This is a genomic window from Mesorhizobium sp. M0185 (assembly GCF_040322175.1).
In the GTDB taxonomy this organism is placed as follows: Bacteria; Pseudomonadota; Alphaproteobacteria; order Rhizobiales; family Rhizobiaceae; genus Mesorhizobium.
In genome coordinates this window covers 73,190-96,585 of record NZ_JAMYSY010000018.1, presented here as the reverse complement: position 1 = coordinate 96,585, position 23,396 = coordinate 73,190, and the positions used below count along the sequence as shown (strand labels likewise).

Annotated in this window: 17 protein-coding genes, 1 tRNA gene and 2 pseudogenes; 11 read left to right on the top strand and 9 right to left on the bottom strand. The window is 61.3% G+C overall.

Annotation, left to right across the window (positions count from 1 at the left end):
• Positions 1–44: 44 nt before the first annotated feature.
• Entirely contained in the window at positions 45–953 is a 909-nt protein-coding gene (locus NKJ20_RS16640) for an MBL fold metallo-hydrolase (RefSeq protein ID WP_352745406.1), read from the top strand.
• Between the two features lie 13 nt (positions 954–966).
• Here the strand turns inward: NKJ20_RS16640 and NKJ20_RS16635 are convergent, their stop codons facing one another.
• Positions 967–1,752: a DUF1499 domain-containing protein gene (locus NKJ20_RS16635; RefSeq protein WP_352745405.1), complete on the bottom strand. Its 786-nt coding sequence runs from the start codon at positions 1,750–1,752 to the stop codon at positions 967–969.
• Positions 1,753–1,835: 83 nt separating this feature from the next.
• A complete protein-coding gene (locus NKJ20_RS16630; RefSeq protein WP_352745403.1) occupies positions 1,836–3,464 on the bottom strand; it encodes a fatty-acid--CoA ligase in 1,629 nt (542 codons plus the stop codon).
• Between the two features lie 175 nt (positions 3,465–3,639).
• On the opposite strand from NKJ20_RS16630, the gene NKJ20_RS16625 reads away from it, so the two are divergent.
• Together NKJ20_RS16625 and NKJ20_RS16620 are read left to right on the top strand one after the other, a co-directional pair.
• Positions 3,640–4,026: a hypothetical protein gene (locus NKJ20_RS16625; RefSeq protein ID WP_352570751.1), complete on the top strand. Its 387-nt coding sequence runs from the start codon at positions 3,640–3,642 to the stop codon at positions 4,024–4,026.
• A gap of 126 nt (positions 4,027–4,152) precedes the next feature.
• The gene (locus NKJ20_RS16620; RefSeq protein ID WP_352745400.1) at positions 4,153–4,542 is read left to right on the top strand and encodes a DUF427 domain-containing protein; all 390 of its coding nucleotides are present in this window, start codon (positions 4,153–4,155) and stop codon (positions 4,540–4,542) included.
• Here the strand turns inward: NKJ20_RS16620 and NKJ20_RS16615 are convergent, their stop codons facing one another.
• The 3 genes from NKJ20_RS16615 to ppdK form a co-directional block, all read right to left on the bottom strand.
• Positions 4,543–5,274 carry a polysaccharide deacetylase family protein gene (locus NKJ20_RS16615; protein WP_352745398.1) on the bottom strand — a complete coding sequence of 244 codons (732 nt, stop codon included), beginning with the start codon at positions 5,272–5,274 and terminating at the stop codon, positions 4,543–4,545.
• A gap of 140 nt (positions 5,275–5,414) precedes the next feature.
• The gene (locus tag NKJ20_RS16610; RefSeq protein WP_352745395.1) at positions 5,415–6,518 is read right to left on the bottom strand and encodes a glycosyltransferase family 9 protein; all 1,104 of its coding nucleotides are present in this window, start codon (positions 6,516–6,518) and stop codon (positions 5,415–5,417) included.
• A gap of 135 nt (positions 6,519–6,653) precedes the next feature.
• Entirely contained in the window at positions 6,654–9,332 is a 2,679-nt protein-coding gene (gene ppdK, locus NKJ20_RS16605; protein ID WP_352745392.1) for a pyruvate, phosphate dikinase, read from the bottom strand.
• Positions 9,333–9,519: 187 nt separating this feature from the next.
• On the opposite strand from ppdK, the pseudogene NKJ20_RS16600 reads away from it, so the two are divergent.
• The 4 genes and pseudogenes from NKJ20_RS16600 to NKJ20_RS16585 all read left to right on the top strand — a co-directional run bounded on the left by NKJ20_RS16600 (position 9,520) and on the right by NKJ20_RS16585 (position 14,326).
• A pseudogene (locus NKJ20_RS16600) lies at positions 9,520–9,863 on the top strand (VOC family protein).
• A gap of 122 nt (positions 9,864–9,985) precedes the next feature.
• Positions 9,986–10,060 (top strand) — tRNA-Gln (locus NKJ20_RS16595).
• 634 nt (positions 10,061–10,694) lie between these two features.
• Positions 10,695–12,884: a calcium-binding protein gene (locus NKJ20_RS16590; RefSeq protein WP_352745389.1), complete on the top strand. Its 2,190-nt coding sequence runs from the start codon at positions 10,695–10,697 to the stop codon at positions 12,882–12,884.
• Between the two features lie 554 nt (positions 12,885–13,438).
• Positions 13,439–14,326, top strand: coding sequence for a LysR family transcriptional regulator (locus tag NKJ20_RS16585; RefSeq protein WP_352745386.1), 888 nt, complete (start codon positions 13,439–13,441; stop codon positions 14,324–14,326).
• 21 nt (positions 14,327–14,347) lie between these two features.
• Here the strand turns inward: NKJ20_RS16585 and NKJ20_RS16580 are convergent, their stop codons facing one another.
• From NKJ20_RS16580 to NKJ20_RS16560, 4 genes and pseudogenes are all read right to left on the bottom strand, one after another.
• The gene (locus tag NKJ20_RS16580) at positions 14,348–14,560 is read right to left on the bottom strand and encodes a DUF2274 domain-containing protein (protein WP_352745471.1); all 213 of its coding nucleotides are present in this window, start codon (positions 14,558–14,560) and stop codon (positions 14,348–14,350) included.
• The gene (locus tag NKJ20_RS16575; RefSeq protein WP_352745384.1) at positions 14,557–15,483 is read right to left on the bottom strand and encodes a hypothetical protein; all 927 of its coding nucleotides are present in this window, start codon (positions 15,481–15,483) and stop codon (positions 14,557–14,559) included. Before NKJ20_RS16575 ends, NKJ20_RS16580 begins: the two co-directional genes overlap by 4 nt.
• A 548-nt stretch (positions 15,484–16,031) precedes the next feature.
• Positions 16,032–16,566 (bottom strand): annotated as a pseudogene (locus NKJ20_RS34160) (sugar phosphate isomerase/epimerase family protein); the annotation flags it as partial.
• A gap of 109 nt (positions 16,567–16,675) precedes the next feature.
• Complete coding sequence (locus NKJ20_RS16560) at positions 16,676–17,056, bottom strand: hypothetical protein (RefSeq protein WP_352745381.1); 381 nt, start codon at positions 17,054–17,056, stop codon at positions 16,676–16,678.
• Positions 17,057–17,482: 426 nt separating this feature from the next.
• Here NKJ20_RS16560 and NKJ20_RS16555 point away from each other — a divergent pair, with 426 nt between their 5' ends.
• The 4 genes from NKJ20_RS16555 to NKJ20_RS16540 all read left to right on the top strand — a co-directional run bounded on the left by NKJ20_RS16555 (position 17,483) and on the right by NKJ20_RS16540 (position 23,314).
• The gene (locus NKJ20_RS16555; RefSeq protein WP_352637103.1) at positions 17,483–18,670 is read left to right on the top strand and encodes a magnesium transporter; all 1,188 of its coding nucleotides are present in this window, start codon (positions 17,483–17,485) and stop codon (positions 18,668–18,670) included.
• A 484-nt stretch (positions 18,671–19,154) separates the two neighbouring features.
• Positions 19,155–20,429 carry a tetratricopeptide repeat protein gene (locus tag NKJ20_RS16550; protein WP_352745379.1) on the top strand — a complete coding sequence of 425 codons (1,275 nt, stop codon included), beginning with the start codon at positions 19,155–19,157 and terminating at the stop codon, positions 20,427–20,429.
• An 11-nt stretch (positions 20,430–20,440) separates the two neighbouring features.
• On the top strand, positions 20,441–21,253 hold the full coding sequence (locus tag NKJ20_RS16545; RefSeq protein ID WP_352745376.1) for a FecR family protein: 813 nt from the start codon (positions 20,441–20,443) through the stop codon (positions 21,251–21,253).
• Between the two features lie 15 nt (positions 21,254–21,268).
• The gene (locus tag NKJ20_RS16540) at positions 21,269–23,314 is read left to right on the top strand and encodes a CHASE2 domain-containing protein (protein WP_352745372.1); all 2,046 of its coding nucleotides are present in this window, start codon (positions 21,269–21,271) and stop codon (positions 23,312–23,314) included.
• Positions 23,315–23,396: the final 82 nt, after the last annotated feature.

The window sequence follows — 23,396 nt, the reverse complement described above, 5'->3', positions numbered from 1 at the left end:
GGCAATCGGTTTTGCCTCGCCCCAAAAAAGGTCGCGACGTTCGCATGGCGCTGAAATTCGATACAGGCTTCGATCCGGCCTATGGCCAGGGCGTAGCCGTTGCGCCTGGTATTCAACGCGTCACCGCCAGGAACCCAAGCCCGTTCACCTTTCACGGAACCAACAGCTATATCGTCGGGCGCGAGACGCTGGCGGTGATCGATCCCGGACCGGATGACGAGGCACATCTTCGAACACTGCTCGAAGCGATCGGGACCAGGCCGGTCAGCCATATCTTCATCAGCCACACGCATCGCGACCATTCGCCGCTGGCGGCTCGGTTAAAGCAGCATACCGGTGCGGTGGTTCTGGCGGAGGGCCGGCATCGCCCGGCGCGGCCGTTGCGCACCGGCGAGGTCAATCCACTCGATGCCAGCGCCGACACCGACTTTGTTCCTGATATCGCGCTGCCGGACGATATGGTGATCGACGGCGACGGCTGGGCGATCCGGACGGTGCTGACGCCCGGCCATACCGCCAATCACGCGGCCTTCGCCCTGGAGGGAACCGGCATCCTTTTCTCGGCCGATCACGTCATGGCGTGGGCAACCACGATCGTCGCACCGCCGGATGGCGCGATGGCCGAGTACATGACATCGCTCGATCGGCTGATCGAACGTGACGACCGGCTACTGCTGCCCGGTCATGGTGGGCCGGTGACCGAGCCGCGCAGCTTCATGCGCGGATTGAAAACGCATCGCAAAATGCGCGAACGGGCAATTCTGGAGCGGATCAACAGCGGCGACCGGACAATCAAGAACATGGTGGACGCGATCTATCGAGACACCGACCCGCGCCTGCATGGCGCGGCCGGCCTGTCGGTGCTTGCCCATCTGGAAGACCTGGTGGCGCGCGGCCTGGTCCACACCGATGGCGCGCCGGCTATCGACGGCATCTATGCGCCGGCAAAGTAGTACCCTCCCGACATCATTTCGCCGGCGCCACGCCCACCTGGCCGGCGACTTCCTGGTCGAGTTCGGCAAGGAAATCGGTGATGCGCGCTGCATTGTCGCCAAGATCGTGGCGGCCGTAACGCGAGGCCGAGCGCATATCGACGATGACCGCATCGCCGTCATCGGTCACGCGGATGGCGACATCGGCGGGAAGGCCAAGCAGCAAGCTCTTGGCCAGCGCATCGACCGTCACGTCGCTTTGCCCTGCTGCGTCGGGAAACGGCGCCGTGAGCTGCCAGCCGCGCCGATCGAGCACGGTTTTGACCGCCTCCAGAACGCGATCGAAAGGCAAGGTATAGCTGCGTCCGGTAACAAGCGGATAAGCTTCGATTTGCAGCCGCTGCTCGCCGGGCGTCGGCGGCAAAAGCTCGTTCATAGCCTTTGTCCGGGTAGAAATATCGAGCACCGGCGGGTCGTCCAGATCCGTCGAGATGTCGCGCAGCGGCGGATAGGTCGCCGCCCAATAGGCTGCGACGCCGTAAGGAATGAGCACCAGAAGCGCCAGCAAGGCGCCGGCGGTCAGGTCGTGGCCGCCGCGATCGCCGAAATTCCACAGTCGCGCAAAGGCAAACCCGGCGAACAAAAGCGCAAATGCGGCCAGCAGGGCGACAATGCCAAGCACCCACAGGAATGCGGGCGTCTCGACGAGGTCATAGCGGTGGCCGATGAGAGCGGTCAGCAGCAGGATCGCCGAAAACGCACCGGCGCGCCGCGACCAACCGGCAGCCCTCGACGTTTGTCGCTCGGGAATTCCCGTCATTGTTTTCCGCGCTGCCCCAACCCGAACAAAGGCATAGTGCCTTTCAGCGCCGGCTTGAAGGCGAAAAGACGCCGCATCTCCGGTCAATCCGTCGGCAGGTGATAATCCCGGAACTGCTGGCGCAAGGTAATCTTCTGGATCTTACCGGCAGCGGTGTGTGGAATTTCGCCGACAAAAGCGACGTCGTCCGGCATCCACCACTTCGCCACCTTGCCGTCCATGAAAGCGAGAATATCCGTCTTGGTCGGCTCCCTGCCCGGCTTGCGCACGACCACGAGCAAAGGCCGCTCGCCCCATTTCGAATGCGGAATGCCGATGGCGGCGGCCTCCGCCACATCGGGATGGCCGACCGCGAGGTTTTCGAGCTCGATGGTCGAGATCCATTCGCCCCCCGACTTGATCACGTCCTTGGCGCGATCGGTGATCTGCATGTAGCCGCCGGGATCGATGTGCGCGACATCACCAGTATCGAACCAGCCGTCTTGATCGAACTGTTCGGATCCGATGCCGCCATAATAGGCGCGCGCGACGGCCGGCCCGCGGACCTTGAGCCGGCCGAAGGTCTTGCCGTCCCATGGCAGTTCGTTGCCGGCGTCGTCCGTCACCTTCATTTCGATGCCGAACGGTGTAAAGCCTTGTTTCTGCTGGACGCCGAGGCGGGCCTCGCCCTTCAGCCCGGCGTAATCCGGCTTCAGGGTGCACAGCGTGCCGAGCGGCGACATCTCGGTCATGCCCCAGGCGTGGACGACCTGGACATCGTAACTGTCCTGGAACTTCGTCGTGAGCGCGCGTGGACAGGACGCACCGCCGATGACGACTTTCTGCAGATAGGGAAGTTTCTTGCCGGTCTCTTCCAGATACTGGAGGAGCATCATCCACACCGTCGGCACGGCGGCGCTGAAGGTCACCTTCTCGGTATCGAGCAGCTCGTAGAGCGAAGCGCCATCCATCTTGCAGCCGGGCATGACCAGCTTGGCGCCGATCATCGGCGCGCTCTGGGCAAGGCCCCAGGCGTTGGCGTGAAACATCGGCACGACCGGCAGTATGGTGTCGCGCGACGACAGGCCCATGGCGTCGGGCATGGCGGCGATCATGGCGTGCAGCACGTTCGAACGATGGCTGTAGAGGACGCCTTTCGGGTCGCCCGTCGTGCCCGAGGTGTAGCACATCCCGGCGGCGGTGTTTTCGTCGAATGTCTTCCAGGCGAAGTTGCCGTCGGCTTCAGCAAGCCATTCTTCATAGGCGATCACATTGGGCAGCGCAGTCTCCGGCATATGCGCGTTGTCGGTCAGCACGATGACCTGCTTCAGCGACTTGAGCGCGCCGGCGATCTTTTCGAGCAGCGGCAGGAAGGTCAGGTCGACGAAGATCGCCTTATCCCCGGCATTGTTCATGATCCAGGTGATCTGCTCGGGAAAGAGCCGCGGGTTGAGCGTGTGATAGATCGCGCCGACACCCATGATGCCGTACCAGGCCTCGATGTGGCGCGCGGTGTTCCAGGCCAGTGTTGCGATGCGGTCGCCAAGCCCGAAGCCATCACGATCGAGCCGCTCGGCGACCCTCAGGGCACGATCCTGGATTTCGGCATATGTGCTGCGCACGATCGGCCCCTCGATCGAACGCGACACGATTTCGCGGCTGCCGTGCTGCCGCTCGGCATTGTCGATCAGCTTATGGCAAAGCAGCGGCCATTCCTGCATCAGCCCGAGCATCTTGTTCCTCCCGTTATTTTTTCGCCATTGTGGGACGAACCGGCGGATTGTCCAGCCAGGATCGGGCTGGAGCGGGGCATGGAGCCAATTGAAGCCGAATTCGCCACAATCCGGCCATGCTCGGCGTTAACGTTGATTAACGGCGGGGCGCGATTGGCGAATGAAAGAGGTTCGCATGGACGCGCAGCTCGACGACAAAGCCCTCGAAAATACGCTTGCCGAAAGTCTGGCCGATCTGGTGGCGGCCGACGTCGCGCAGGCCGATCTGGTGCCTGACGCCAAAGCCGTTTCCGAAGATGAATTCGTCGAGGTCGTCGGTGGCGCCCTCGAAGCTGTCGGCGGCACGCTCTTGTTCAAGATGTGCGTCGAGAACGAGGGCGAAAGTCAGCACGTCGCTGCCGCCTGCGTCGGCGACGGCGGCAATCGCCAGTTCCTGCTGCTCACCTTGCCGACCAGCGGTGGTGCGCTGAAGGTCGAGACCACCTCGAAAAGCACCAATCCGGTGGCCGGCATTGCCGCCGCGTATGCCGGGCTGATGGACGCTTTCCAGGCCGCCGCCTGAGTTTTTCGGGGAAGCGGAAGAAAGAGGCGAGACTTCTCTCCGCGGGCGACGCCCGCCTGGTGGCAGGCAGGTCTTGCGCAAGGCTCTTGCCAGACACATCTTGGGGTTGAGGCAAGGAGATCCGATATGGACCAGATCGCAAATCCGTCACCCGGCTTTCAGCAGAATCCGGGCAAGGTCATCACAGTCGAGCCTTCCAAGGGCACCGTGACGGTGCGCGCTGGCGATGTCATCATCGCTTCGTCCAAGAAGGTCAAGGTGCTGACCGAACCTCCCTATCCGCCTGTTTTCTACATTCCGTTCGGCGACATCGACTTCAAACAGCTTGGCAAGACCGAACACTCGACCCATTGCCCCTATAAGGGCGATGCCAGCTATTGGAGCGTGCTGCCCGCCGGCGATGCAGGCAAGGATGCGATGTGGGCCTATGAGCGGCCGTTCGACGAGATGTCAGACATTCGCGATCACGGCGCGTTCTATCCAAGCAAGGTGACGATCAAGGCCACGCCCGGCTGATCAGTCGGTGGTGCCTTCATCGCCGTCGGCATCGTCGAGACGCACGAAGGTGAGGCCCTTGGCCTTCAGCGCCAGAAGTCCCTGCACCACGCCTTCGCCGGCCGCATGGGTCGGCTGGTTGACGTGAGCGATGATGACGTCGCCGTCCTTCGCCGCGGCAATGCGCCGGGCGGTCTCTTTTGCGCCGAGCAATGAGCCGCCATCGCCGTTGATCGAGAATCCGGCGATCTTGAAACCAAGCTTGCGTATCATCGCGATTGCCGACGGGCTGTATTCGGCGGTTGCGCCGCGAAACCATTTCGGCGCCGGTTCACCTGTCACGGCAAGAGCGGCAGCACCCGATTCGACCTCGGCCAGCACGGCCTCCGGGCTGCCGGCACTGCGAATGCCGTAGATCTTTTGCGGCGTGTCTACAGCCGGGACATGGCGGCCGCCATGGTTTTCCAATTCAAACAGTTCGGGATGCGCCTGCATGATCTCGACGGCGGCGGCGTTGTGCTTCAGCCAGATGCCGGTGACGAAAATGGTGGCAGGAATCTTGTTTTCCACCAGCGCCGAGAGAATCCGTGTGTCGGTCCTTCCGCCGCACGCATCGAGCGTCAGCGCGACGCGGCCGCCGCCCGCCTCGGCCTTGATGTGCAGCGTCGGTGCGACGAGCAACTGGGCGTTGCCAGGAGAAACAGCCCACAGCCATATCGCAATGGCGCAAAAATACTTTTGGAACGGGCGCATCGATTATTTCCAGGTCGGCCGGATCAAAGTTGAAGCGGCGACCCCAAGACCGCCATCAAGGCGGAAATCGGGACGATGCCCCTGCAAAAGCGTCGGCAGCGGCAATTTGACCGCCAGCCTGACCTTTGGCAAGCGCGAGGTCACAATGCGTGCTCCACGTCCTTAACCTTACGTGAAAGGATCGCGAGCACCGCGTCGACCACCGCTTTGACCTCAAGTCGCCAGACGCAGCAAGCCTTGCTCGGATCGGGTCGGCGGCACAGGTCCCTGGCTATGCACTCGCAAGGCATGGAGGGCCGCGGCGTAACACTGGCCACGCCGACAGGGCCCCAGACGGCCGGGTCGGTCAGGCCGAACAGGCCGACAACCGGCGTTCCGGCGGCGGCGGCCATGTGCATCGGACCACTCTCGTTTCCCAGAAACAGGCGTGCCTGGCCGAGGAGCGCCAGCAGCGTTGCCAGCGACAGCGCCCCGACCACGTTGACGACCGGCGAAGCGGCCTTGGCGACGATGCGCTCGGCAGATGCCCGTTCATCGGGGCCGCCGACAAGCAGGAAGTCCAACCCGGTCTGCCGCGAGATCTCGTCGATCGCCAGCGCAAATCGTTCCGGCTGCCATTGCCGCCCCCGGAAGCTCGCTCCTGCATGAACGGCTATGAAGGCGTTACGCCGGAGATGATGCCGGTCGAGAAGCGCCAATGCCCTGGCGGTCTCCAGCGGCAGCGGCTCAATCGTTGGGACCGGCGCACGCAACTCCACGCCAAGCGCCTCAAGCGGCGAAAGATAGCGGTAGAGATAATGCTGGCCACCAAAGCCAAACGGCTTGGCTAGGACGTTGGCGGGCTGGCGTTCCAGCCAGCGCAACGGTTTTTCGGGAGGATCATATCCGACGCGGGTCTTGGCGTTGACGAGCCTGACGATGATGCGTGAGGTTTTGGAATCGGCCAAGTCGATGGTTAGGTCAAACCGGAACCGGCGCAGAGCGCGCACCATCGCGTAAAGCTCGCGACCACGCTGCACAGGGGTGCCACGCATCCGTACGCGCCGGAACGCCACCACGTCCGAGGTGATGCCATGAGCCAACAGGAAACTGGCAAAGTTCGCCTCGCAAAGGAACACTATCCTGGCCTTTGGATATTGGAGGCGCAGGTTTCTGGCGAGCGCGGAAGCGAGGACAAGATCGCCGATGAATTTCGTCTGGAGGATGAGAATCGAGCGGACGTGCGTGGGCGGGTTCTGCAACATCTGTTTCTGGCACCGGGGCGGGTTCGGGGGCCGGAAACTGGGCAGAAACGATGTCGGGATTTGGAGCCGACAGACGCACGTTCGCGTGAACTCGGTTACAAATCGGTAAGGTCAGATGCCGGTGGACTCCAACTCCTATCCGCGGCCGTTCTTTGCAGCCTGCACCGCCGCTTGCGCGGCGGCCAGCCTGGCAATCGGGACCCGATAGGGCGAGCACGAGACATAGTCGAGGCCGACCTTTTCGCAGAAATGGATCGAGGCCGGGTCGCCGCCATGCTCGCCGCAAATACCGAGCTTGATGTCGGGCCGCGTCGCCCTGCCCTTTTCGGCCGCCATCCGCACCAGCTCGCCGACACCGTCTATGTCAAGCGACACGAACGGATCCTGCTCGATGATGCCTTTTTTCCGGTAGGTCTCGAGGAACGAGGCCGCATCGTCGCGTGAGATGCCAAAGGTGGTCTGGGTCAGATCGTTGGTGCCGAAGGAGAAGAATTCGGCCGCCTCGGCGATGATTTGGGCACGGATCGCGGCGCGCGGCAGCTCGATCATCGTGCCGGTCAGGTAACCGATCCTGACGCCGGTCTCTTCCATCACGCTTTTGGCGACGGCGTCGATGCGCGCCTTGACGAATTCGAGCTCCTTCGCCAGCCCGACCAGCGGCACCATGATCTCCGGGACCACCAGCGCGCCGGCCTTCCTGCCGGCCTCGACGGCCGCCTCGAAAATGGCGCGCGCCTGCATCTCGGCGATTTCGGGATAGGAGACGGCAAGTCGGCAGCCGCGATGGCCGAGCATCGGATTGAACTCGTGCAGCGCTTCGGTGCGCCGCCGGAGCTTGTCCGGCGATACGTTCATGGCGGCGGCGACCTCGGCCACCTCCTCCTCGGTCTTGGGCAGGAATTCGTGCAGCGGCGGATCGAGCAGGCGGATCGTGACCGGCAGGCCGGCCATGATCTCGAACAGTTCGAGGAAATCCGAGCGCTGCATCGGCAACAGCTTGGCCAGCGCCGTTCGACGGTCCTTTTCCGTATCGGCCAGGATCATCTCGCGCATAGCAACGATGCGGTCGCCGTCGAAGAACATGTGTTCGGTGCGGCAAAGACCGATGCCTTCGGCGCCGAAGGACCGCGCCATGCGCGCATCCAGCGGCGTCTCGGCATTGGTGCGCACCTTCATGCGGCGCGCGCCGTCGGCCCACTCCATGATGGCGGCGAAATCGCCCGAGAGTTCCGGCTGCAGCATCGGTACGGCACCCTTCAGCACCTGGCCGTTGCCGCCGTCGATGGTGATGATATCGCCCTTGCGGAACGTCGATCCCATCGCCATCAGCGTGCCGGCCTTGTAGTCGACGCGCAGCGAGCCTGCGCCCGAAACGCAAGGCTTACCCATGCCGCGCGCCACAACAGCGGCGTGGCTGGTCATGCCGCCGCGCGTCGTCAGGATGCCTTCGGCCGCATGCATGCCATGGATGTCTTCGGGGCTGGTCTCGATGCGCACCAGGATCGCCTTGCGGCCTTGTGTCTTGGCCTCCTCGGCGTCGTTCGAGGAAAACACGATTTCGCCGGTGGCAGCACCTGGCGATGCCGGCAGGCCGACGCCGATGATATCGCGCGCCGCTTTCGGATCGATCGTCGGATGCAGCAACTGGTCGAGCGAGGCCGGATCAATGCGGGCGACGGCCTCCTCCTTCGAGATCAGCCCGTCCTTGGCCATGTCGACGGCAATCTTCAGCGCTGCCTTGGCGGTGCGCTTGCCTGACCTGGTCTGCAGCATCCACAATTTGCCGCGTTCAATGGTGAATTCGAGATCCTGCATGTCGCGGTAATGCTTTTCCAGGCGGTCGGAGATGCTGACGAAAGCCTGGAAGGCGTCCGGCATCAGCTTCTGCAGCGACGGCTTGTCGGAGCCGGCGGCAATGCGCGCCGCCTCGGTGATGTTCTGCGGCGTACGGATGCCGGCAACGACATCCTCGCCCTGGGCGTTGACCAGGAACTCGCCATAAAGCTGCTTTTCGCCGGTTGACGGATTGCGGGTGAAGGCAACGCCGGTGGCCGAGGTGTCGCCCATATTGCCGAAGACCATGGCCTGGACATTGACCGCCGTGCCCCAGCTCTCGGGAATGTCGTGCAGGCGCCGATAGGTGATGGCGCGGTTGTTCATCCAGCTGGAAAACACCGCACCGATGGCGCCCCACAGCTGCTCGTGCGGATCCTGCGGAAACGGCTTGCCGAGCTCCTCCTCGACCTTGGCCTTGTAGAGCGCGATTACGCCTTGCCATTCGATGGCTGTCAGCTCGGTGTCGAGCTCATGGCCGAGGCCGCCCTTCTGGTCTTCGAGAATTTCCTCGAACACCTCATGGTCGAGACCCATGACCACGTCGGAATACATCTGGATGAAACGGCGGTAGCTGTCATAGGCAAAGCGCGGATCGCCTGAATCGGCGGCCAAGGCTTCGACCGTCTCGTCGTTGAGGCCGAGATTGAGCACGGTGTCCATCATGCCGGGCATGGAGGCGCGGGCACCGGAACGAACCGACACCAGAAGCAGTTTCGACGGATCGCCGAAACGGCGCCCGGTCAGCCGGCCGATGTGGTCGAGGGCGACCGCAACATCCGCTTCCAGCGAGGCCGGATAGGCGTGGCCGTTGGCGTAATAAGCGTTGCAGACCTCGGTGGTGATGGTGAAGCCTGGCGGCACCGGCAGGCCCAGGCTGCACATTTCGGCAAGATTGGCGCCCTTGCCGCCGAGCAGATTGCGGTCGCCGGCACGGCCTTCCGCCGCTCCATCGCCAAAGGTGTAGACCCATTTGGTCATGCTTGCTCCCAGGTTGCAGGAGATTGGAAATACTGACAAATCGAGCGATATGATGCTGCAATGCGAAAGGCAAGGCATCGACCAGGCCGGCCGGCCTCTACAATCGATTAAGGAAAAGCGGCGCCGAAAAGACTTGCTTTTTGGAAAGCTTTGTTGTAGAACATAACGCGAACAAAAAGGCAGAACGATGAGAATGACCGGAAAGCTCGATTATCTGGAAGTGCCGGCGACGGGCGGAACGCTGGACAACGTGAAGGCTTTCTACAGCGCAGCTTCTCATGGTCGTTCACCGATTACGGGCCGACCTATTCAGCTTTTGCCGAAGGGCTGGACGGCGGTTTTCAGGCGGACGGCGAAGATGCGCCGGTCAAGCCGCTGCCCCTGCTCTATTCCGAAAGGCTGGAGAAAACATTGAGCGCCGTCGAAAATGCCGGCGGCACCATCATCAAGCCCATCTTTTCATTCCCCGGCGGCAGGCGGTTCCATTTCGTCGATCCGGCCGGCAATGAAGTGGCGCTGTGGGGTGAATAGGTCCGTTCAAAGTGACGATTGCAAAACTGGCGGGTCGGTCGCGCATAGTCGATATGTCGGCATTGAGCTTTCTCGCGGCTCGTCCTATAAGGCCGCGCGCACAGCGGGCAGGCTCCGGCTGTTGGGGCGTCGCCAAGTGGTAAGGCATCGGTTTTTGGTACCGACATTCCCAGGTTCGAATCCTGGCGCCCCAGCCAGTTCTCCAATTCTGACGATCTCCCGAGTCGTAATCTCAGTTGCAAACACCTTGGTCGCGGACTGGTATCTGCGGTATCTGTCCACAACAAATTGGTGTCTCCGGCAGAGAGCGCGATGCGGCTGGCATCTTAGTTTAATGTCGGCTCAATTGGCCGGTAGTCAAATACATCTTGTAGAAAAAAGCAGTTTTTCTGCCATGTCTTGGCGTTCTATCTTATAGTTTGAGACTTTTTATAATCCAAAACATCGTTTTTTTTTCGCTTTTCTTCAGATAAGTCAGCGCCTCCAACGCCTCTCTAGTAGCAACCGGCCAATCATCAAACTAATTTTAATAAAATTCAATTTTCTTTTTTAAACGGCGTCGATCATGTTATCTTATGCTGTTTCTAACAAGTAGAATGTAGTAGAAATATCAATAATCATCTCTCGGAAAACAACGTTGGCATCTCTGAAGATAAATTTGCTTTGCACAATGTCGACTATCCCTAAGTATATTTTTCGCCGCAACGTGAGAACCCTGCCACCGATCAACCATTCTATCAGGGCGTGCAGGTATGTGATTTGGCGCTAATATACACCTTCTAGTAGGCAGGCATCCGCGGGGCGCTATCGAATCAAAATGAGGGATTATGGATGGCGACTCTCCATTACACGTCGGGCGGATCCGGCACGGACATTGCAAAAGCCGGATTCAATCTGGCTAGCGTGCAATATGTTGACCAGGTCAACGAGCTGCCAGAGGGCATGAAAGGCTTGGTCTATCTCGACGAGGCCAACGGAGTAACGCAATCCTTTATCGACAAGGTTACTCCTTTCCTCGGCAATCCGAACGTATTTGGGTTCTTCCTGGTTGACGAGCCGGATCCCACCGGCCAATGGGGTACCTACGCCTCTGCCGCAAATCTGAAGGCAGAATCCGACTGGATCCATGAGCATTTTCCAGGCGCCAAGACCTACATCACAATGATGAGCTTGGGGACGTCGGCGAATCCGGATTTTAGGGGCACGTACAATCCCGCCAATACGGGTATCGATTACTACGGCATAGATGTCTATCCCGTCCGCACGGATGGCCCGGTCGACTACAACATGATCGATAAATTCGTCGCCGCCGCTCAGGCATCGGGCATCCCGACGAGCCAGATCGTTCCGGGCTACCAGGCGTTTGGAGGTGGCGAGTATAACACCGACATGGGTGGCAAATACGTGGTGCCCACCGCCGCCCAGATGGAAACCATGATGGAGCACTGGGCCAAGCTGGTTCCGTCACCCGCCTTCGACTACGCATACGCTTGGGGTTCGCAGCGAGGCGACACCGCGCTTGAGAGCTCCCCGGAACTGCAGACCGTTTTCCGGGAGCACAATCTCGCAACGACTGGGACCGCTCCGCCTCCCGTCGACACAAGCGACACCTTGTATGGCACCAGCGGCGACGATGTGTTTCACGGGGCCGGCGGCCACACGATGATCGGCTATGGCGGCAATGACACCTATTATGTCGATGACGTCCGCGATAAGGAGATTGAGGCGGTGGGCGGCGGTACCGACAAAGCACTTGCCTCCGTAAGTCATGCTCTTGCGGCCGGCTCCGAGATCGAGCTTCTCGCCACCAACAATGCATCAGGCACGGCGGCAATCAACCTCACCGGCAATGAGTTCGCCCAGACCATCCAGGGCAATGCCGGCGCGAACGTCATCAACGGCCTCGGCGGCACCGACACCATGACCGGCTATGGCGGCAACGACACCTATTATGTCGACAATGCTGCCGACAAAGTGGTCGAGGCCGCTGGCGGCGGCTCCGACAAGGTGCTCGCCTCGGTGAGCTATGTCCTTTCGGCCGGCTCGCAGGTCGAGCTTCTTGCGACCACGAACCCCTCCGGTACGGCCGCAATCAATCTCGTCGGCAACGAGTTCACGCAGACCATCCAGGGCAATGCCGGTGCCAATGTCATCAACGGCGGACGCGGCGCGGACACCATGATCGGTTATGGCGGCAACGACACCTATTATGTCGACAATGCTGGCGACAAAACGATCGAGGCGGTAGGCGGCGGCACCGACAAGGTGATCACTTCGGTGAGCCATGCGCTTACCGCCGGCTCGCACATCGAGCTTCTCGCCACCAGCAACTCGTCCGGCACGGCGCCGATCCACCTCAACGGCAACGAGTTCGCCCAGACCATCCAGGGCAATGCCGGTAGCAATGTCTTCAATGGCCTCGGTGGTGCCGATACGATGGTCGGCTATGGGGGCAACGACGGCTACTATGTCGACAATGTCGGCGACAGAGTGATCGAAGCGGTAGGCGGCGGTCGCGACAACATAGCCACCACGGTGAGCTATGCGCTTGCGGCCGGCTCGGAGGTCGAGCTTCTCGCCACGAGGTATCCGTCCGGTACGTCTGCAATCAACCTGACCGGCAACGCCTTTGCCCAGACCATCCAAGGCAATGCCGGCGCGAACATCATCAACGGTGGCGGCGGTGCCGACATCTTGACCGGTAACGGGGGCAATGATGCATTCGTGTTCAACAGCGCTCTTGGAGCCGGCAATATCGACAGGATCACCGACTTCAACAAGCTCCAAGACAAGATCCAACTCGACGACGCGGTTTTTGCCGGCCTAAAGCTGGGTGGCCTTTCATCCGATGCTTTCTTTGCTGGCACGGCCGCGCATGACAGCTCCGACCATATCATCTACAACAGCTCAACCGGGGCGCTCTCTTTCGACAGCGACGGGATCGGTGGCGCAGCTCAAATACAATTCGCCACCCTCTCTCCAGGTCTGTCGCTTGCAGCAGGTTCGTTCCTTGTGATCTGAACGACCCGGAACGGCGGACCTTCAATTCGAGCCGGTCCGCCGCTCCGTCTTTGTTCAAGCGCCGGATTTCCGAGATAGATGTTTTGGCCGGTATTGTCCCTGGAGCTCGCGGGCGAGCCCCTCCATTAGATGAGCGCGAAAACGGAGTGGTCTCTTTCGAGTGAGTGTCCTTCGGGATCATCGCTGCGAGCGCCCTACCATCGCTGATCGGCTCGTGCGAGCCCTCCCCTGCCAGCGGACCCACCGTACCGACGCAGCATGAATGACGGCGAGGCGCCGTGGCCGACCATGAGTGCCACTCGAGTTTAAAGGTTCTCCTCAGGTCAAGGCGGCGCAAACCATACACACATTCGAGCTCGTCTACTCCGATGCGCATTCGGGGATCGCTCCCGGTGATGGCGAGAGATTGCTGCACGCCACCTGACGTCCGTTGTTTCTTTCATAAGAGGCGTCGGTGGCCTCATCTTAGTCAATACTGAGATTTGGTGATAGCCCGCCGCGGCCAAAAGCGCTCAAACGTGTGCGATTTGTCGCCACCTAGACGTCGAGCAGAGATGCGGAACTCCATTCAACTAGCGACTCTCAATTATGCGCTTGTAGTCGCCGAGGAGGGCAGCTTTCTGCGCGCGGCACGGCGCACTGGGATCGATCACACCGCGCTCAGCCGGCGCATCCGCGATCTCGAATACGAGATGGGAACGAGAATATTTCATCGCCATGCCCGCGGCGTTGGCCCAACCCCGGCCGGCGAGCGTTTCCTCGATCGTCTTCGCTCCGTGCTGCTCGAACTGGACAATACTCTGACGCTGGCCAGGACGGGCATCAAGGATGAACAACAAAGGCTTTCCATCGGCTCCAACGGACTCATCCTCGCCGGGCGAGCGCTGGGTGCAATCATTGAGTTCGGGAAATGTTATCCAAATGTGACCGTCAGCTTGATAGAAGGTTCTCATCCTGAGCCCAGGGCTGCGATGGGCGGCACGCAGGTCGACGTCACCGTCACTTCCTCCTCCCGATCCACTGGCGGCGCATTCGAACTGAAATTGTGGAAGGATACCCTAGCCGTCGTACTCGCTTCCAGTCATCCTCTCGCAAGCCGTCCCGTGATCGAGTGGTCGGAGCTAGGCCAGGAGACGCTGCTCGTGCGCAGGGGCGAAGCATTTCTGCTCGCCGACGCTGTTGGAAATGGCGTGCAGCTTCCCGCAATCGTCGAACATCACGTCAGTGCGGGCATCCTTCTGCGCCTCGTCGGAAACGGTCTGGGAGTCGCTCTGATCCACGACGGAGATTCCAACGGTGTTCCTGAAGGTGCCGTCTGCCGTAAGCTGCGGATCGGGGGCAAGCCAATCCAGATCTGCAATTTTGCCCGTTGGCGCCCGGACAACGCCAATCCTGCCCTGCCGATCTTCATCGCGTTCCTGCGCGATCGGTATTCGTCCTGACGGCCACAATGACCCGAATAGTCATCCCGCCTTCAGGGTTCGTCGGGCTCTAGCAAAGGCTCTGTCCGTTGCCATGAACCGGGTCAGCATCGGCGCTATCAGCTTGCCGGATCGGCGACTATCTGTCCGGTCTCGCGGCCGTTCAGCATAGGCGACGAAATCGCGATGAACGGCGCCGGGCAGTTCGGCCGTGATCTTGACCGGACGGTCATCGGGAATGGCGGAGAGTTTCAGCTTGGTTGACGGATCCTTCGGCGCCGCACCCGGTCAGCACCAAAGCCTTCGGCGATGCGCACCAGGTCGCTGAGCGCTGAACGGATTTGTGGCCAGGGGAACTCGGAGCATTCCTCCCATGCCTCGCCTTCGCGCAACACGGCATCGAGCTTGCCGGCCACGCCAGCGAGAGTCGTTGCGTGGGTGGTTGAGAAGGCTTCCAGAAGATCCTTCGCCCGGTCGCAAGCCTCGCGTTCGGCCCTGAGTGCAGCGGTGTAACCTGTCTCCTCGGCCGCCGCATTCCAGCGTGCTTGATGCATTGCGAACGCAGTTTCGGCCTTCTCTCGGAGAGCGGCCGTATCCGGCCCTTTGCCGAGCACTTCATGTAGCCTCTCGATCGAGTGGACCGTCACCTGCTCACCTTCGGGCACGCGGAGGGTCACACAAGGAAAGCCGACGCTCTCGACAAGCCTTGTCTCTAAACGCTGCTGCTTGCGGCAAAGCCGCTCGGTCTGTTTGTGGACTCTCTCCCATTCCCGCCAGAGCGCCAGTGCAGGATCAGAACGCACATTCGTGCTTCCGGCGCCGCTTGCGGGCGCGTTGCCTTCGAGCGTCCACGCGGTGGTGGCCACGACTGTTCCCTCAAGCACTCGCCTGCGGGTGACGTAAGGCAGAGTCGTGGTATTGTCGGAATCAGCCATGATCCGAGCTCCATCAGCTTGGGTTGTGGTCAGGCTGACTGGAGTGTTGGCGCGCTCCGGCCAGCCGCCGCACGTGCGATGCAAGTGCGGTGCACGTGCATATCTATGCGCCTTTTGAAACTGAATATCAAGCCGCAGAGCGAAAATGACAAAAAAGCCGTTCACCACCCGCCTTGACCCGCCGGTGTTGGCCTTGGCGCAACAGCTTGCAGAAGCGGAGCGGCGTTCTATCACCTCGGTCATAGAACTCGCATTGATCGAGTACGCGGAACGGCGCGGAATCAAGATAAGTGCGACGGAAAGGGAATAGTCAGAAGCGGGCTGGCGGACGCCGCTAAGGTACTGGGTTGGCGAGCACGCATGCGATCACATGGAGCAGAAATCAGCCGATGGCCCGGCTGGCCAACGGGTACGCGACTGGCACCTTTCCGGCCCCTGCCCGCGCTCGACCTCCACGGACCGGCCAACCAAATGCTGGCCGGCGTATCGTAGGCCGGCAGGCGCACTCTTTCTTACAATCTCATCGAAAACAGGACCGACAAGACGCGTTACGGTCGATCTTGCTAATGCGGAACGGCTCGCTGGCAACGAGTTCGGCAGCTCTGGTCGAATTGGCAGCACCACAGCCGAGAATTCTCGACCTTTACTCCGCCGCTCCGCGCTCAGCGCGATCGTTCAAGCCGATGAGGTTTTTTGCCCGGGCCAGGCAATCGGGCTGATCGTTGCGATAACGGGGTCCGATTTCCATGATGAGAACGGTCCCCCGCAAGAAGGCCAGCTCACTGAAGATGTCATCCCATTCGATATCGCCCCGGCCGAGAGGCATGTGCAGGTCGCCTATCCCTAGCGCTGCATCCTCCTGCGGGAGATAGGTTCTGTGGAAGCCCTGCCGGGCGCCCGAAGGAGTCATGGACATGCAGGTGCCCTGCCACCGGCGCCATGGCCCGCAGCTGCTCGCGGAAGTTCAGGCCGCGATGGGTGGATTCAATATAGGCGTGACTGAAATCGATAAGCGCCACCAAGTTCGGATGGCCGACCGCCTTAACCGTCTGCGCCACCTCGGCCGGGGTCTGCCGAAACTGACCCGGTTCCATGGCGAAGAGGTTCTCAAAGGCGATGATGATCACCGCCAGCTTGCGGGGCCACCGCGACGCTGGCTCTGCGGTGGCAGGAGCGTTTGGCGGTCGCCTCACCCCAGCTCTTGACCTTGTCCCTGCCCTTGAAGCGGATCACCAGACCCGATACCGCCTCGCAGAGCGCACCCCGCACATCCGAGTCGCCGGCTTTCGAGATCCGTCCCTGGACGTCAATCGTGGAGCCGGATTGCTAGCGCCGCGACAGCGAGCGTGGCATGGTTGCACGGCTTCGACGGCCTGCCGATTGGCGGTGAGCCGAAGCCGATAAGCAACCAACTAAAGACCGAGTTCGAAAGCCGTCAGCGGTCGGTCCACCAACCGCTGGCGCGGGCGGCATCGAAGCACACTTTCCTAGGGTGGGGGCCTTTGAGCGCGGCTTTCAGAGCGGCAACGCCACGATTATACTCTTTCGTTTTGTCATAATTCCCATCCTCAACAAGAAAGTCGCCAAAACGTCTGTCGTTATAGATCGATTGAGAGCAAAACAAATAAGCCGCCATCTGATATCCATAATCGAAGGCAACCGAGTTAGCGCGGGCGGCGGTTGGAACGAACGAGTTTGCGCAAATCACCATTGCCGCGACCGGCATCATGCCTACGCAAGATAATTTCATTGTTGTTGCCCTCTCCCAAGACGCAACGAACTTGCCGAAGTTTTTGCCTTGGTGCAAGACCGTCATGAAATCGTCCTCGAAGGAGCTCGTGCTCCACATCCTTCTGTGCAAGCAGTCGCAGATCTTAACCGGCCGTGGCGTCAATACCTGGTGAAACTGGCAAGATGCGCCGGATGAGGCAATCAATTCGAACGCCGGAGACCCTGCCTCTGCAGAATTTCCGGGTTTAAGTTTCATTGGTGCGGCGTGCTCGCAAAGCCCAAAAGACCGGTGAAGTTCGCAACACGTCAAATTCTCGGCGACACTCTGACGTTACAGCCCGCCTGTATGCACCCACGCAATGACGCAGATCTGTCTGGGTTCGGTCCACTCGGGCCCGAGAGGCGAAGATTTCGGGATCGAGGCGCTTGGGCCACTGCGCGCCAGACAGAGCGATCCGATCCGTGTCATACTGTCAGAGGCAAGACACTAGTAATTTGGGGGCGGCGGCAGATGAAGGAAGAGAACGACGTTCAGAAGCTGGTACGCACGCTGCGTGCTCGAGCACCTGATGACGCGGCTGAATTGCTTGCCCGAGAGTCTCCCGAGTTCATCCGGGACACACTAAAATTGTTGCCGGATGGGCACGCCCGCAAAGTGGCGGAGCATTTGCCAGCGCATATGAGGCCTATCAAGCCTGATACCGATGGCAAGGATTTCGTGATCCCCGATTCGCTCGTCGAACTGATGGACCCGATTCCCGCCAGCGTTCCTGTCGGGACGACGGTTGCCGCCGCAGTGGAGGCGGTCAGACGCGCCCAGGTGCCGACCGAGCTCACTTATCTCTACGTCACGGACGGGGGCGATAAATTGGTTGGCCTGGTGGTCCTGCGCGATCTGATGCTGAGCGAACCGGACGCGATGGTCGATCAGATCATGCTGCCAAAGCCGTTCGCCCTTAACGTCGGTCTGTCTTTGAGCGACGCCTGCAAGGCGGCGGTACGCCGTCACTACCCTGTCTATCCGGTGGTGGACGCGGAGAACCGGCTGCTCGGGCAGGTTCGCGGCTGGCGCTTGTTCGAGCAGCAAATCATCGAGATTTCTGCCCAGTCTGGCCAGATGGTGGGTGTCCAGAAGGAGGAGCGTTCTTTTACGCCGCTATTTTCAGCCTTTTTGAAGCGTCATCCGTGGCTGCAGCTGAACCTGCTAACGGCCTTCATGGCCGCTTTCGTGGTCAGTTCGTTCACAGGCACGATCGAGAAGATCGTCGCCCTAGCGGCATTTCTACCGGTGTTGGCCGGGCAGAGCGGAAACACCGGCTGCCAGGCATTGGCTATGACGCTGCGTGGCCTTGCCCTGGGGGATGTGGACAAACGACCGAAGCTGCACCTGGTGATGCGGGAGGGCGCGCTCGGGATTGCCAACGGCGTGCTCGTCGGTCTTGTGGCGGCTGCGGCGATGTGGTTCTACGCGTCGCGGCAACCGGAGTCGGCGGCCCAGGCGCCCATGCTGGCACTTGTGATCCTGCTTGCGATGTCCGGATCGTGCCTCATGTCCGGAATCTCCGGCGTGCTGATCCCGTTGGGCCTGCGCCGGGTCGGCGCCGATCCGGCGGTCGCTTCGGCGATCTTTCTCACCACCGTGACCGATATCGTAGGCATGGGCCTGATGCTGGGGCTGGCCACCATGCTCGTGCTGTAGCAAGACGCGTCCGGTGACGCGTCCCTGGGAGTCGGGGGCGATAAGCTGACCTCCTCGCGTTCAACGAAATAGCAAGAGCCAGGCCGCATCGCGCACGCGTCGCGATAAGCACCTTCCGGCAGCTCTCCGACCCTGCGCAACGCGACGGAAGACCTTTGGATGAGCCGTGGGTGACCTTGAAGCCTCATTCGGTGACCAGATACGCGCAGAATCGCGCAAACAATATTAATCTTGTCGGCTGCGCGATCCGCCACTGATGATGATTTGATTTAGTTGCCGCTGGTGCCGAATACTTCAATCGTTACTGCAACGCTGAGAAGATTTCTTACAACCGGCGCAGCCGGAATAGGAATAACTCCGATGGTTTGTTGCGCGGCTGCAACAGCTGTTGAAAACTCGGACGATTTCGTCAAAGTTCAGTCGCTTTTTTTCTTGTGGTCGTGCTAAGTCCTTGCACTAGTCGGGTTTGGGGTGGGTTCTCGGCATGCAATCTTCGTTTCCAGCTATCTTCGGCTTCGCCGCGGCGCTGCTTTGTACCGGCGTATTGCCGGCCGGCGCGCAGGGTCTCTTTCCGGCCTATGACGATGCGTTTTCGGCCCGCATCGCCAGTCCGGCCGACAACGGAACGCTCGCCCAGTTCGTCACAGTTGCCGTCAACGCGGGGCAATACGATCAGGCGATCTCCTCAATCGAGCAGTATCTGATCAAATATCCCCGCGATGCGCGCGCCCGGCTTGCGGCCAGCCGGCTGTACTACCACGTCGGCTCTTATGAATTGGCCCGGCGGCAGGTGCAGTATGGCATCGAAGTCGGCGGCCTGACCGCAAGTGAGCAGCAGGAAGCTGTTCGCCTGCTCGCCCGCATCGAGCGCGCGTTGCGTGGCGTCACCTGGGAACTCGCCCTGACCGGCGGCGTGTTCAGCGCATTTACCGATTTTGAGCCCGGCGGGGCGCAGGACGACGACAGCTTCGTCTCGCCCCATGGGCGGGCGGAAGGCTTTGTGCGATGGGACCTCGGCACGCCAAGCGCCGACGCTCTCGTCCTTTCGGGGTCGTTGACGGCGACACAGCGCTTTTTCACGGAAGACCTGTCGGTTCCGGGTAGCGAGAAGACTTTTATCCACGGCGACGCAGCGATTACCTGGGACAAGGGACTGCCCAACAGTGGGATTGATTCGCTGCGCCTGCTGCTTTCGGCGTTTACCGTTACAGATCGTTTCGACAGCGATATCCACGAAACCGGCATCGGTGTCAGTGGACGCTTTCTCGTGCGCCCGACGGTCGAAACGACGCTTTTCGCAGGCGGCGGCTACATCGATCTAAGCCCCTCGCAAGGCATTTTCGCCGATAGCAGGGTTTTCTATGAGGCAGGCGGCAGCTACCGCTTCCGCAATGGCCAGGCGCTCGGACTGCGCCTGGTCGGGTCGAATGACTTCGCCTCCGGATCTGGCGAAATCGGCCGCAGCTACACGGGCGAGGTCCGCTATGGCGGCCTGTTGATGAACGTACCGGATCTTTTCGCATGGTCGCACCAGATCGCCTTTTCGGCCGGCCACAGCGACACTCCCGATCTGTCTGTCGGCATCGGCACAAACATCAAGAGCGACTTCTGGCGCATTGCCTCGGAAAGCGATTTTCAGCTGACGGAGGCGCAGAAGATCAGCGTCGATCTCGCCTATCGCGAAACCAACTTCGACATCGCCAACCGCGACCGAAAATCGTTCGAAATGCTCATGAGCTATACGTTGACGCTCAATTGAAAGAGGCCGCGATGAGGACCCCGTACCGTCAGATCGCCGTTTTTATCGCCTGCCTTGCCTTCGCGGCACCATCCGCCGCTGAGACGGTCGGGTCGATGACGGCCTACCAGACCAACATCGTCCGCAACAACGGCGGGACAATGAACGTTGGGGCCGGCGTCGAACTCGGCGACCAGCTGCGCAGCAATCCCACCGGTCTTGGAATGCTGGTGTTCCGGGACGAATCGAGCGCCAAGATTGGTCCGAACACCAGCCTGACGATCGATGAATTCGTCTACAATCCGGGCTCCGGATCGGGAAAGATCGACATCGGGATGAACAGCGGCCTGGCCCGGTTCTATGGCGGCCAGGTTTCGAAAGGCGGCGTCATGCAGGTTGCGACACCGCATATGGTGCTCGGAGCCAGAGGCGGCATCATCGAAGTGCTGGTGGCAGCCGGCCAGACCGTCGGCATTCTGCGCGCCGGCCGCATGACCTGCACGATCAATGGCAAACGGCTGGTCATCACAAACCCGGGCTACGCCTGCACATCGGAAGATGGCAAGCTGCTGACCGGCTACGGCGGAATCGACACCTTCCCGATATTGGACAGCATCGACCGGATAGCCGGCACCGGCCTGCCAGGCGCACCGGGTCCGGGACTGGATGTAAGCGCGCTTTGTGCGTCGGCACTCGGCGGCTCGCTCAAGGTCTGCGAGTCCAGCGATGGCGCACTGCCGGGAGTGGTCATGGAGTTCCCCGACAGCCCAACGCCACCTGCCGGCGGCGGGATGGAGGATAATGGCGATGGCGATGGCGAGGGCTGCGACTACTACTGCAACTAGGCCCGGCCGCGCGACATGAGCCTCCTGGCCGGTTGGCGCTGGGCTGATTGGCGGCAAGCTGCCAGGCGCAAAATGTCTGGCCTTCTGGTCGTGCTCCTGCTGCTCGCTTGCCATTTGGTTTTTGACGGGCCGCTGTCGCGCCTGCGTGAGCGTACCTACGACTTCTACCAGTTTCTGGCCCCGCGCCAGGCGACGAGCAATCCTGTCGTGATCGTCTCGATAGACGACGCCAGCCTCAAGGCACATGGGCGATGGCCCTGGAACCGTGGCCTACTGGCCGATCTGGTCGGTAGTATCACCGAATCCGGCGCCACGGTGATCGGGCTTGCGCTGGTGCTGCCCGAGGCCGACACCTCGCCTGAGGGCATCACCGGAGACAAGCGCCTGGCAGCGGCACTGGCCAAAAATCGAACGGCGCTTGCCGTCAGCCTGGGCAATGAGGCGACGGTTTCAGAAGCAGAACCCAAAGCCGGCTGGTCGATCGTCGGGCAGGTACCCGACACACTTCCCGGCTTCACCGGCCTGACCGGCTCGCTTGCCGAATTCTCGAACGCCGCCGCGGGCCTCGGCGTGATTCGCACCTTGCCCGATCCCGACGGCGTACTGCGCCATGTGCCGCTGCTGTGGCTTCGCAACACCGCTCAAGGCGTGCAGCTGTGGCCGTCCTTCGCACTCGAGCTCCTGCGCCTTTACGCCGGACAGGACGGTTACATAGCCCGGATGAATGCAGCCGGGTTCGACGCACTCAGGATGGCCGGCGCCATTGTGCCGCTCGAGCCGGAGGGGAGCATCCGCCTCTGGGAAACCAACACCGATACGCCCCGCCTGTCTGCCAGCACTATCCTTTCGGGCCATGGCGATCCGCGGCTGCGGGACGCCATCGCCATTGTCGATCTGTCGGCCGTGGGACTGACGCAGTACCTGCCCACCCCGACGCGTCCAGCGCGACCAGGCGCGGACATCCACGCCGATGCAATCGGCCAGTTGCTTGCCGGGCGCTACCTGACAGAGCCGACGCACGCGCGTACGGTGGAGCGGCTCTGGTTTGTCCTCAGTGCCGTCATTTTCATCGGGCTTTCCGGAGTGCTCGCCGGGCGTGTCGTGCTTGGCGCCCTGGCTCTCGTGCTGCTGGCCGTCACGCCCTTCGTGTTCGGCGCTCTCGAATACAGCATGCAGGGTAAACTCTATGACCCGCTGCAGCCGGCGCTGGCGACGATCCTGGTAGCCGGCTTCGAAGGCTATGTCCTCTACAGGCGCAGCGAGCAGCGCCGGTCCACCCTGGCACGGCAATTCTCCCAGTATCTATCGCCTTCCGTGGTGCAGCGCCTCGCAAGCTCGGACACCGAAGCGATCCTGTCCGGCGAGAAGCGCGAGATCACAATTCTGCTCAGCGACATACGCGGCTTCACGACGATGAGCGAACAACTCGATACCCAGGAAATCGCCAAGGTGGTCAACCACTTCCTCGGCATTGCGACCGATGAGATCCTCAAGCGCGACGGCACCATCGACAAGTTCATGGGCGATGCGGTGCTCGCCTTCTGGAACGCGCCGCTTGATCAGCCGGACCATCGCGAGCGCGCGCTCGACGCGGGGCTTGCCCTGATCGAACGGGTGAAGCGTGAAGACGCCGCCTTCAGCGCGGACGGCCACCCCTCCATCGCAATCGGCGTCGCCATCGAGACGGGCATCTGCTCGGTAGGCAATTTCGGCTCCGAACGGCGCTTCGATTACACCGCGATCGGTTCGCCGGTGAACCGCACGGCTCGGCTCGAGTCGACGACCAAGAAGCTGGGCATCCCCCTGGTGCTTGGTCCCGGCTTTGCGGCAGGAGCGCCGATGCCGGTCGTCCAGGCGGGCGCCTTTGAGCTCCAAGGTTTCAAGGGCGAGGTGCCGGTTTTCACCGTTCCGGAGATGCAAGCTGCTCACCAAAGTATGAGCCGCGAAGAAGAGAGCCAACGTGGTGAGCAATCTGGCGCCCCTGCCGTGGTGGTTGGTTCGCCGCCATCCGTGCAAATGGCACCGCCTGATCTTGCACCCCGAACCCGAAGCACACGCTGACCGGATCCAGCGGATCGCAGGGGTGCCGACCTGCTTTGTGAACTAATACTGCTGGGGAGGCCTAGGTGCATCAAACGGCCCT

Excerpts from the sequence above, each read along its gene's own strand:
- NKJ20_RS16545 (WP_352745376.1), top strand. The coding sequence starts at position 20,441 with ATGAGGACCCCGTACCGTCAGATCGCCGTTTTTATCGCCTGCCTTGCC.
- NKJ20_RS16625 (WP_352570751.1), top strand. The coding sequence starts at position 3,640 with ATGGACGCGCAGCTCGACGACAAAGCCCTCGAAAATACGCTTGCCGAA.
- NKJ20_RS16630 (WP_352745403.1), bottom strand. The coding sequence starts at position 3,464 with ATGCTCGGGCTGATGCAGGAATGGCCGCTGCTTTGCCATAAGCTGATC.
- NKJ20_RS16575 (WP_352745384.1), bottom strand. The coding sequence starts at position 15,483 with ATGACCGAGGTGATAGAACGCCGCTCCGCTTCTGCAAGCTGTTGCGCC.
- NKJ20_RS16560 (WP_352745381.1), bottom strand. The coding sequence starts at position 17,056 with ATGACGGTCTTGCACCAAGGCAAAAACTTCGGCAAGTTCGTTGCGTCT.
- NKJ20_RS16615 (WP_352745398.1), bottom strand. The coding sequence starts at position 5,274 with ATGCGCCCGTTCCAAAAGTATTTTTGCGCCATTGCGATATGGCTGTGG.
- NKJ20_RS16550 (WP_352745379.1), top strand. The coding sequence starts at position 19,155 with ATGCAATCTTCGTTTCCAGCTATCTTCGGCTTCGCCGCGGCGCTGCTT.
- NKJ20_RS16590 (WP_352745389.1), top strand. The coding sequence starts at position 10,695 with ATGGCGACTCTCCATTACACGTCGGGCGGATCCGGCACGGACATTGCA.
- NKJ20_RS16555 (WP_352637103.1), top strand. The coding sequence starts at position 17,483 with ATGAAGGAAGAGAACGACGTTCAGAAGCTGGTACGCACGCTGCGTGCT.
- NKJ20_RS16540 (WP_352745372.1), top strand. The coding sequence starts at position 21,269 with ATGAGCCTCCTGGCCGGTTGGCGCTGGGCTGATTGGCGGCAAGCTGCC.
- NKJ20_RS16610 (WP_352745395.1), bottom strand. The coding sequence starts at position 6,518 with ATGTTGCAGAACCCGCCCACGCACGTCCGCTCGATTCTCATCCTCCAG.
- ppdK (WP_352745392.1), bottom strand. The coding sequence starts at position 9,332 with ATGACCAAATGGGTCTACACCTTTGGCGATGGAGCGGCGGAAGGCCGT.
- NKJ20_RS16640 (WP_352745406.1), top strand. The coding sequence starts at position 45 with ATGGCGCTGAAATTCGATACAGGCTTCGATCCGGCCTATGGCCAGGGC.
- NKJ20_RS16635 (WP_352745405.1), bottom strand. The coding sequence starts at position 1,752 with ATGACGGGAATTCCCGAGCGACAAACGTCGAGGGCTGCCGGTTGGTCG.
- NKJ20_RS16620 (WP_352745400.1), top strand. The coding sequence starts at position 4,153 with ATGGACCAGATCGCAAATCCGTCACCCGGCTTTCAGCAGAATCCGGGC.
- NKJ20_RS16585 (WP_352745386.1), top strand. The coding sequence starts at position 13,439 with ATGCGGAACTCCATTCAACTAGCGACTCTCAATTATGCGCTTGTAGTC.